8 protein-coding genes are annotated in these 7,099 nt (G+C 66.7%); 2 read left to right on the forward strand and 6 right to left on the reverse strand.

Annotated elements, in window-relative coordinates:
• On the reverse strand, positions 1 to 675 hold a 675-nt coding region (locus G3N97_RS34555; RefSeq protein WP_205997352.1), incomplete at its 3' end, for a HAMP domain-containing histidine kinase.
• A gap of 252 nt (positions 676 to 927) precedes the next feature.
• Between G3N97_RS34555 and G3N97_RS34560 the strand changes: the two genes are divergently transcribed.
• Together G3N97_RS34560 and G3N97_RS34565 are read left to right on the forward strand one after the other, a co-directional pair.
• Positions 928 to 1,269 (forward strand): FKBP-type peptidyl-prolyl cis-trans isomerase, encoded by a 342-nt coding sequence (locus G3N97_RS34560; protein ID WP_065059993.1) that lies wholly within the window; start codon positions 928 to 930, stop codon positions 1,267 to 1,269.
• A 34-nt stretch (positions 1,270 to 1,303) separates the two neighbouring features.
• Positions 1,304 to 2,161 (forward strand): AraC family transcriptional regulator, encoded by an 858-nt coding sequence (locus G3N97_RS34565; protein ID WP_065059994.1) that lies wholly within the window; start codon positions 1,304 to 1,306, stop codon positions 2,159 to 2,161.
• 32 nt (positions 2,162 to 2,193) lie between these two features.
• Here the strand turns inward: G3N97_RS34565 and G3N97_RS34570 are convergent, their stop codons facing one another.
• The 5 genes from G3N97_RS34570 to G3N97_RS34590 form a co-directional block, all read right to left on the reverse strand.
• Complete coding sequence (locus G3N97_RS34570; protein ID WP_205997353.1) at positions 2,194 to 3,063, reverse strand: MOSC N-terminal beta barrel domain-containing protein; 870 nt, start codon at positions 3,061 to 3,063, stop codon at positions 2,194 to 2,196.
• Between the two features lie 7 nt (positions 3,064 to 3,070).
• The gene (locus tag G3N97_RS34575; protein ID WP_183039014.1) at positions 3,071 to 4,261 is read right to left on the reverse strand and encodes an O-succinylhomoserine sulfhydrylase; all 1,191 of its coding nucleotides are present in this window, start codon (positions 4,259 to 4,261) and stop codon (positions 3,071 to 3,073) included.
• Between the two features lie 252 nt (positions 4,262 to 4,513).
• On the reverse strand, positions 4,514 to 6,058 hold the full coding sequence (gene purF, locus G3N97_RS34580; protein ID WP_205997354.1) for an amidophosphoribosyltransferase: 1,545 nt from the start codon (positions 6,056 to 6,058) through the stop codon (positions 4,514 to 4,516).
• A 138-nt stretch (positions 6,059 to 6,196) separates the two neighbouring features.
• Complete coding sequence (locus G3N97_RS34585) at positions 6,197 to 6,691, reverse strand: CvpA family protein (RefSeq protein ID WP_065059998.1); 495 nt, start codon at positions 6,689 to 6,691, stop codon at positions 6,197 to 6,199.
• A gap of 7 nt (positions 6,692 to 6,698) precedes the next feature.
• A partial coding sequence (locus G3N97_RS34590; RefSeq protein WP_205997355.1) for an SPOR domain-containing protein occupies positions 6,699 to 7,099 on the reverse strand: 401 nt, incomplete at its 5' end.

Genomic DNA, 7,099 nt, shown 5'->3' on the forward strand with positions numbered 1-7,099 from the left:
ACGCTGGCACAGCGAGAGCACCCACGCGGCGCGCCCGGCCTCCTGCGGCTCGGCCGCCTGCGCGAGCGCGAAGGTTTCGAGCACGTGCGGCAGCGCGCCGTCGAGGAGCGTCTGCGGGCTGGCCGTCCACTTGACCTCGAACTGCGCCGAGGTGGCCGTCGCGCTCACATTCAGCGCGATCTGCGCGCCCGCCTCGCTGGTTTCCGCCGCGAACACCAGCATGAGCCAGAGCGACTGGGCGAGGCGCTCGCGGTCGGCTTCGAAGCTCGCCGCCGCCGGATCGACGGCCGCGCCGTGCACCGTGTAGTTCACGCCGCGCGCGTCGCCGAGCGAGGCGCGCGCGTCGTTGACGGCTTCGTCGACGAGCGTGTCGAGCGCGAACGGTCCGCGTTCGATCGCGAGCTTGCGCGTTTCGGCGCGAGTCGTATCGACGAGCGTTTCGAGCAGATGCACCTGCTGCTCGACGCCCGTGCGGATGCCCGACAGCGCGCGCTGCGCGGCGGCGTCGGCCGTGTCGATCTTGCGTTCGAGCACGTAGGCCCAGCTATGAATTGCGTTCAGTGGGCTGCGCAAATCGTGCGACACACGCGAGAGCACGTGGTCGCGCATGAAGCGCGCGGCTTCGGCGCACAGACGTGCCGTGCGTTCAGTACGGGTTTGTGAAGTCGACGCCATCGGATTCCTCTTCTATCGCCCGCTGCGGGCGGGCCGTCCCATTCCGGTACGGCCAGGCCCCATTATAGGCAGGCAGCGGCGCGCCGGAAGCCGCGCATGCGCCATGCCCGAAGCGGCATGATCGCTGTGCGGCTTGCAACGCGACTCGCGGCGCGGCTCGCGACGTTGCCCGTCGCTATCGCCCGCGCTCTCTGCGCAACCTGCAAACCGCCTACAATACCGTTTTTACCCTTTCCGATTCAGGAGTCTTTCATGTCTATCGTGACCACCGCATCCGGCCTCAAGTACGAGGACCTGACCGAAGGCACCGGCGCAGAAGCCACCGCCGGCCAGACCGTCAGCGTGCACTACACCGGCTGGCTGACGGACGGCCAGAAGTTCGATTCGAGCAAGGACCGCAACGACCCGTTCGCCTTCGTGCTGGGCGGCGGCATGGTCATCAAGGGCTGGGACGAAGGCGTCCAGGGCATGAAGGTCGGCGGCGTGCGCAAGCTCACGATCCCGCCGCAACTCGGCTACGGCGTGCGCGGCGCGGGCGGCGTGATTCCGCCGAACGCCACGCTCGTGTTCGAAGTGGAACTGCTCGACGTCTAAGCACGTCGGCTTCGCGCGCCCACGTTTCGCCACGATGAATCCGCATCATCATTCGCCCGTTACCGCGCCCGGCGTCGAGCTGCGCCGGTACGGGGCCATCGAGGAAACCGATTTGCACGACTTTCACCAGATCGTGCTCGGCCTCGACGGTTCGATGGAGATGACCGTGGGCGGCGTGGGCGAGCGCATCGACCCGTGCTCCGCGTGGCTGATTCCGGCCGGCGCGCGGCACGACTATGCGGGCATCGGCGAAAACCGCCAGCTCGTGCTCGATTTGCCCGCGGCCTCGCTCGCGGTGCCCGAGCGTCTGTTCGACACGGCGCGCGCCGTGCGCATCGATCCCGCGCTCGCGGCGCTGGTGCGCCAGATCGCGCAGCGCGCGGTGCTGGCGGGCGCGAGTTATCTGTCTGCGTCGTCGTCGGTCTCGCTGGATACGCCACCGGTTTCCGGATCGTCATCGTCCGGCGACGACTTGCGCGCGCGGCGCTTTCACTGGGACGCATCGGCGCGCCTGTGCGCCGCCGTGCTCTCGCAAACCGGCATCGCCGGCAATAGCGCATTCGACGCCGCAGCAGGCCTCGACTTCGCGCGCATCGACCGCTGGCTGCGCGCGCATCTCGCGCAGCCGCTACGTATCGCCGATCTCGCCGCGCATTGCGGCTTCGGCATGCGGCGCTTTCATCAGTTGTTTATCGAGGCATTCGGCGAGACGCCGCATCGCTATCTGCAACGGCTGCGTCTGGACACGGCCGTCACGCTGCTCGCCGATCCGCGCCATTCGCTCACCGACATCGCGCTCGAAGTGGGTTTCGGCGATCAGAGCGCCTTCACGCACGCGTTCACGCGGCGCTTCGGGCTCGCGCCCGGACAGTGGCGCGCGCTGCCGCACTGAGCGGCACGCGCTTCATCCACGGCAGCCCCCCTTCACTCGAAGCGATATTCCCACTGCGCCTGCGCGCCTACCGCGAGACGGTTGCCCGCGCCCGCCAGCACCGTCGCGTTCTGGCCGAACGTGAGGCCACCGTCCACGCGCGCATCCACGCGGAAGGTCTGCAAGGTGTCGAGCGGCTCGGCGGGCCACTGCGCATCGCGCTCGCCGCTTAGCTGATCGATCGTCGTAATCGGGCAGCGCGCGCACGGCTTCACGAAACGCAGCACCGCGGCTTCGCCGCCGTCTTCGTCTTCGATCGACAGCGTGTCGATGAAATCCTCGTCGAACGCCTCGCCACCGTCGACCACGATGTTCGGACGAAAGCGGCTCATCGGCAGCGCGGGCGCGCCCTTGGCCGCGAGCCGCGCGTTGAGTTCCGCCAGCGACGACTCGCTCGTCACGAGAATCGGAAAACCGTCGGCGAACTGTGTGGGCGCGTCCTGCTCGAGCGTCCACTTCTTGCTCGCGAGACGCGTGACGTCGTGCGCGAAACGCACGAGCCGCACCGGCACGCCGAGCGCGCGCGTGAACCAGTGCGCGGCTTCGTCGCCTTCGTCGAGCGCCTCGAAGGTGTCGCCCCAGACCGTCGCCCGCACGCGCGCCTCGTCGCCGCGCGGCGCGAACGGCAAGTGCAGGCCGCCGCTCGCGCCGTCCATCGAGAGATGCACGCCGTCCTGCGCGAACACCGGCACGATGCGCGCCATCGACGCGTATTCGCGCTGCGAAACGAAGCGGCCGTTCGCGTCGACGACCATCCAGTGACGGTCCCACGCGAGGCCCTGCGTTTCGAGCTGCGCGTGATCGAGCGCGATCGCGCCGCACGACTTCACGGGATACACGAACAACGCGCGGATGACGGTCATGACGCGCTCACTGTCCGAGGCCGCGTGCGAGATCGCCGCGCACGTCCTGCGGATCTTCGAGGCCGACGGCCAGACGGATCAGCCCTTCGGTGATGCCCGCCGCCGCGCGCGCTTCCGGCGAGATGCGGCCGTGCGTGGTGGTCGCCGGATGCGTGATGGTCGTGCGCGTATCGCCGAGATTGCCGGTGATCGAGCACACCTTGGTGTTGTCGATCACGCGCCATGCGTTCGCGCGCTGCTCCTCGGGCGTGTCGCCCTTCACTTCGAACGAGACGATCGCGCCGCCCGCCTTCTGCTGGCGCATCGCCAGTTCATGCTGCGGATGCGAGGCGAGGCCCGGATAGTAGACGCGCTTGACCGACGGATGCGCCTCGAGCCAGCGCGCGATTTCGAGCGCGTTGGCCGACTGCTTTTCCACGCGCAGCGAGAGCGTTTCCATGCCCTTGAGCAGCACCCACGCGTTGAACGCGGAAAGCGTCGGGCCCGCGCTGCGCACGAACGGGAACACCTTCTCCATGATGAACTGCTTCGAGCCCACCAGCGCGCCGCCGAGCACGCGGCCCTGGCCGTCGAGGAACTTGGTGGCCGAGTGCATCACCACGTCGGCGCCGAGCTTGAGCGGCTGTTGCAGCGCCGGGCTGCAGAAACAGTTGTCGACGACGAACAGCGCGCCCGCTTCCTTCGCGATCTTGCTGACGGCCGTGATGTCGGCGACTTCGGTCAGCGGATTCGACGGCGTTTCGAGGAAGAACATCTTCGTCTCGGGACGCACGGCGTTCTTCCACGCGTCGAGATCGGTCGGATCGACGAAGGTCGTCGTGATGCCGAACTTGCTGAAGATCTGCGAGAACATGCCGAGCGTCGAGCCGAAGATGCTCTGCGAGCTGACGATGTGATCGCCCTGCTGCAGCGCGGACATCACCACCGACATGATCGCGGCCATGCCCGAAGCCGTGGCCATGCAGGCCTCGCCGCCTTCGAGCGCGGCCAGGCGGTCCTGGAACATGGTGACGGTCGGGTTCGTGAAGCGCGCGTAGGTGTAGCCCGTTTCCGAGTTCTTGAAGCGCTCGGCGGCCTCGGCGGCGCTGCCGAAACAGAAGCTCGACGTGAGGTAGAGCGCTTCCGAATGTTCGTTGAACTCGCTGCGCAGCGTGCCCGAGCGAACTGCCAGCGTGTCGAAGTTGAGGTTGTCGTCCATGTTCGTGTTTTCCGTAGCCAGAACCGTGTTTCAGGTCTGCGCGCGGCGCGCGCAAACGCAAAAAAGCCCGCTTTGCGTCGGCAGAAGCGGGCTTTTTGGGAATTCGGGGGCGCTGTAGCAAATGAGCGGCGGCCAATGCTGCACCGTTCGCTTTAGCTGTTTTGGGTTGCCCCGCGTCCGCAAGCTGAGATCAAATCGACGCAAGCCCACATGCTAACACGGGAAACGCGTGGGCGTTTCCCGTCGCGCAACTCATTCGACCGACAGTTGCAGATGCAATTGCGAGCGCGAGCCGCCATCCTGCGCGTCGCTCGCGGCGTCGCGGTCGGATTGCGCCTGCGGCGCGAGGCGCGCCGTTTCGATGTTGTCGAGATAGGCGCTCGTGATGTCGCCGGTGACGTACTCGCCGTCGAAGCACGATGCCTCGAATTCCTCGATCTCGGGATTGATGTCGCGCACGGCCTGCTTGAGCGATTCCACGTCCTGATACACGAGGTAATCCGCGCCGATGATGCGCGCCACTTCTTCGTCCGTGCGGCCATGCGCGACGAGCTCGCCGCGCGTGGGCATGTCGATGCCGTAGACGTTCGGGAATTTCACCGGCGGCGCCGCCGAGGCGAAGATCACCTTGGTCGCGCCCGCATCGCGCGCCATCTGCACGATTTCCTGCGAGGTCGTGCCGCGCACGATCGAGTCGTCGATGATCAGGACATTCTTGCCCTTGAACTCGATGCCCATCGCGTTGAGCTTCTGGCGCACCGACTTCTTGCGCATCGCCTGGCCCGGCATGATGAAGGTGCGGCCCACGTAGCGGTTCTTGAAGAAGCCTTCGCGGTATTCCACGCCGAGCTTGTTCGCCACCTGCATCGCGGCGGGGCGCGACGAATCGGGAATCGGCATCACGACGTCGATCTTCACGTCGGGCAGTTCGCGCTGGATCTTCTCCGCGAGATAGTCGCCCATGCGCAGACGCGCGTTGTAGACCGGCACGCCGTCGAGCACCGAATCCGGACGCGCGAGGTACACGAGTTCGAAGATGCAGGGGTTGAGCTTCGGCTTCTCGGCGCATTGCTGCGAATGCAGGTTGCCGTCGAAATCGATGAAGACCGCTTCGCCCGGCTCAACGTCGCGCACGAATTCGAAACCGATGCCTTCGAGCGCCACCGACTCGGACGCCACCATCCATTCCGTGCCTTCCGGCGTTTCGATCTTGCCGATGCACAGCGGACGGATGCCGAACGGGTCGCGGAACGCCAGCAGGCCGTAGCCCGCGATCAGCGAAACGATGGCGTACGAGCCGCGCACGCGGCGATGCACGCCCGAGACCGCCTTGAAGAGCGCGGCCGGGTCGAGTTGCAGACCGGTGGTCGCGAGCTGCACTTCGTGCGCGAGCACGTTGAGCATCACTTCGGTGTCGGAGTTCGTGTTCACGTGGCGGCGATCCACGCGGAACATCTCTTCCTTCAACTGTTGCCAGTTCGTGAGATTGCCGTTGTGGGCGAGGATCAGGCCGAACGGCGCGTTCACGTAGAACGGCTGGGCCTCTTCTTCGCTCGACGCCGAGCCGGCCGTCGGGTAACGCACCTGGCCGATGCCGCAGGTGCCGGGCAGGCTACGCATGTTGCGCGTGCGGAACACGTCGCGCACCATGCCGTTGGCCTTATGCAGGTGGAACGTGCTGCCGTTCGCGGTGGCAATGCCGGCCGCGTCCTGACCGCGATGCTGCAGGAGCAGCAGCGCGTCATAGAGGAGCTGGTTGACGGGAGAGCGGGAAACTACGCCTACGATGCCGCACATGGCAGGTCCTTCAAAAAAGCGAAATCGGTAACAGCTCGCGAACAGTCGGATCGCGGCGGCCGGTCGAGTCCGGCCGGGTGCCGCGAGGCAGCGCCGCCTGACAACCCCGGGCCCTGTCACACACCGATCAGCTGATGATCAGACGTGAACGTAGGCCGCGAGCGTATCGGGCAACATGGGTTTCAGTTCGTGCACGCCCTGCACGGCATAAGGCCGCAGCAGCGCGTTGCGCCAGAAGTCCTGCTGGGGCAGCTCGGTCAGTCCGCCAAGGACGACGAGAATCAGCACCAGCACGACGCCTCGCGCGAGGCCGAACAGCAACCCGAGCGAACGGTCCACGCCGGACAGTCCGCTGACCTGCACCAACCGGCCGAGCAACGCGTTCGCCACGCCGGCCACGAGCACCACGCCGATCACGATCAGCGCGAAGGCGATCAGCCACTGGGTGAGCGCCTGACCCGGCAAATGCGCCGGAATCCAGGGCACCACGCGGTCCACGTAGCGACACGCCACGATAAACGCCGCGATCCAGCCGATCAGGCCAAAAATTTCGCCGATGAATCCCCGCCACGCACCGCGCAGCGCGGACAAACCGATCACCGCCATTACAGCGTAGTCGAATGCCGTGAACATCGGCGGCTTATTCCGCGTTCGCGTTCGAACCGGCCGTCAGACCCGCGCCGCGCACTTTCGCGATCGCCTCCGTGGCGGCCGCGCGGTCGGCGAACGGGCCGGCGCGCAGCAGCGTGCGCGTCGTGCCGTCGGCATCCTTGCGTTGTTCGGTATATGCGGGTACACCCGCGGCTTTCAACTTCGTGACCCATTTATTCGCGGCCGCGTCGCTGCTGAACGCGCCGAGTTGCACCGCGAAACGCGCGCCAGGCGGCGCGGCGGGCGCGCCGGAATCGTCGCTGCCGGCGGCGGTTTTGGCGCTGCCGGTTGCGTTGCCGGTCGCGCTGTTGGCTGCGGATTGTGCGGTGGATTGCGCGGGCTTCGCAGCCGGCTTTGGCTGCGCTTGTGCGGTTTGCTGCTGAGCTTGCG

The sequence above is a fragment of the Paraburkholderia sp. Ac-20347 genome, from assembly GCF_017104805.1.
Taxonomy (GTDB): domain Bacteria; phylum Pseudomonadota; class Gammaproteobacteria; order Burkholderiales; family Burkholderiaceae; genus Paraburkholderia; species Paraburkholderia tropica.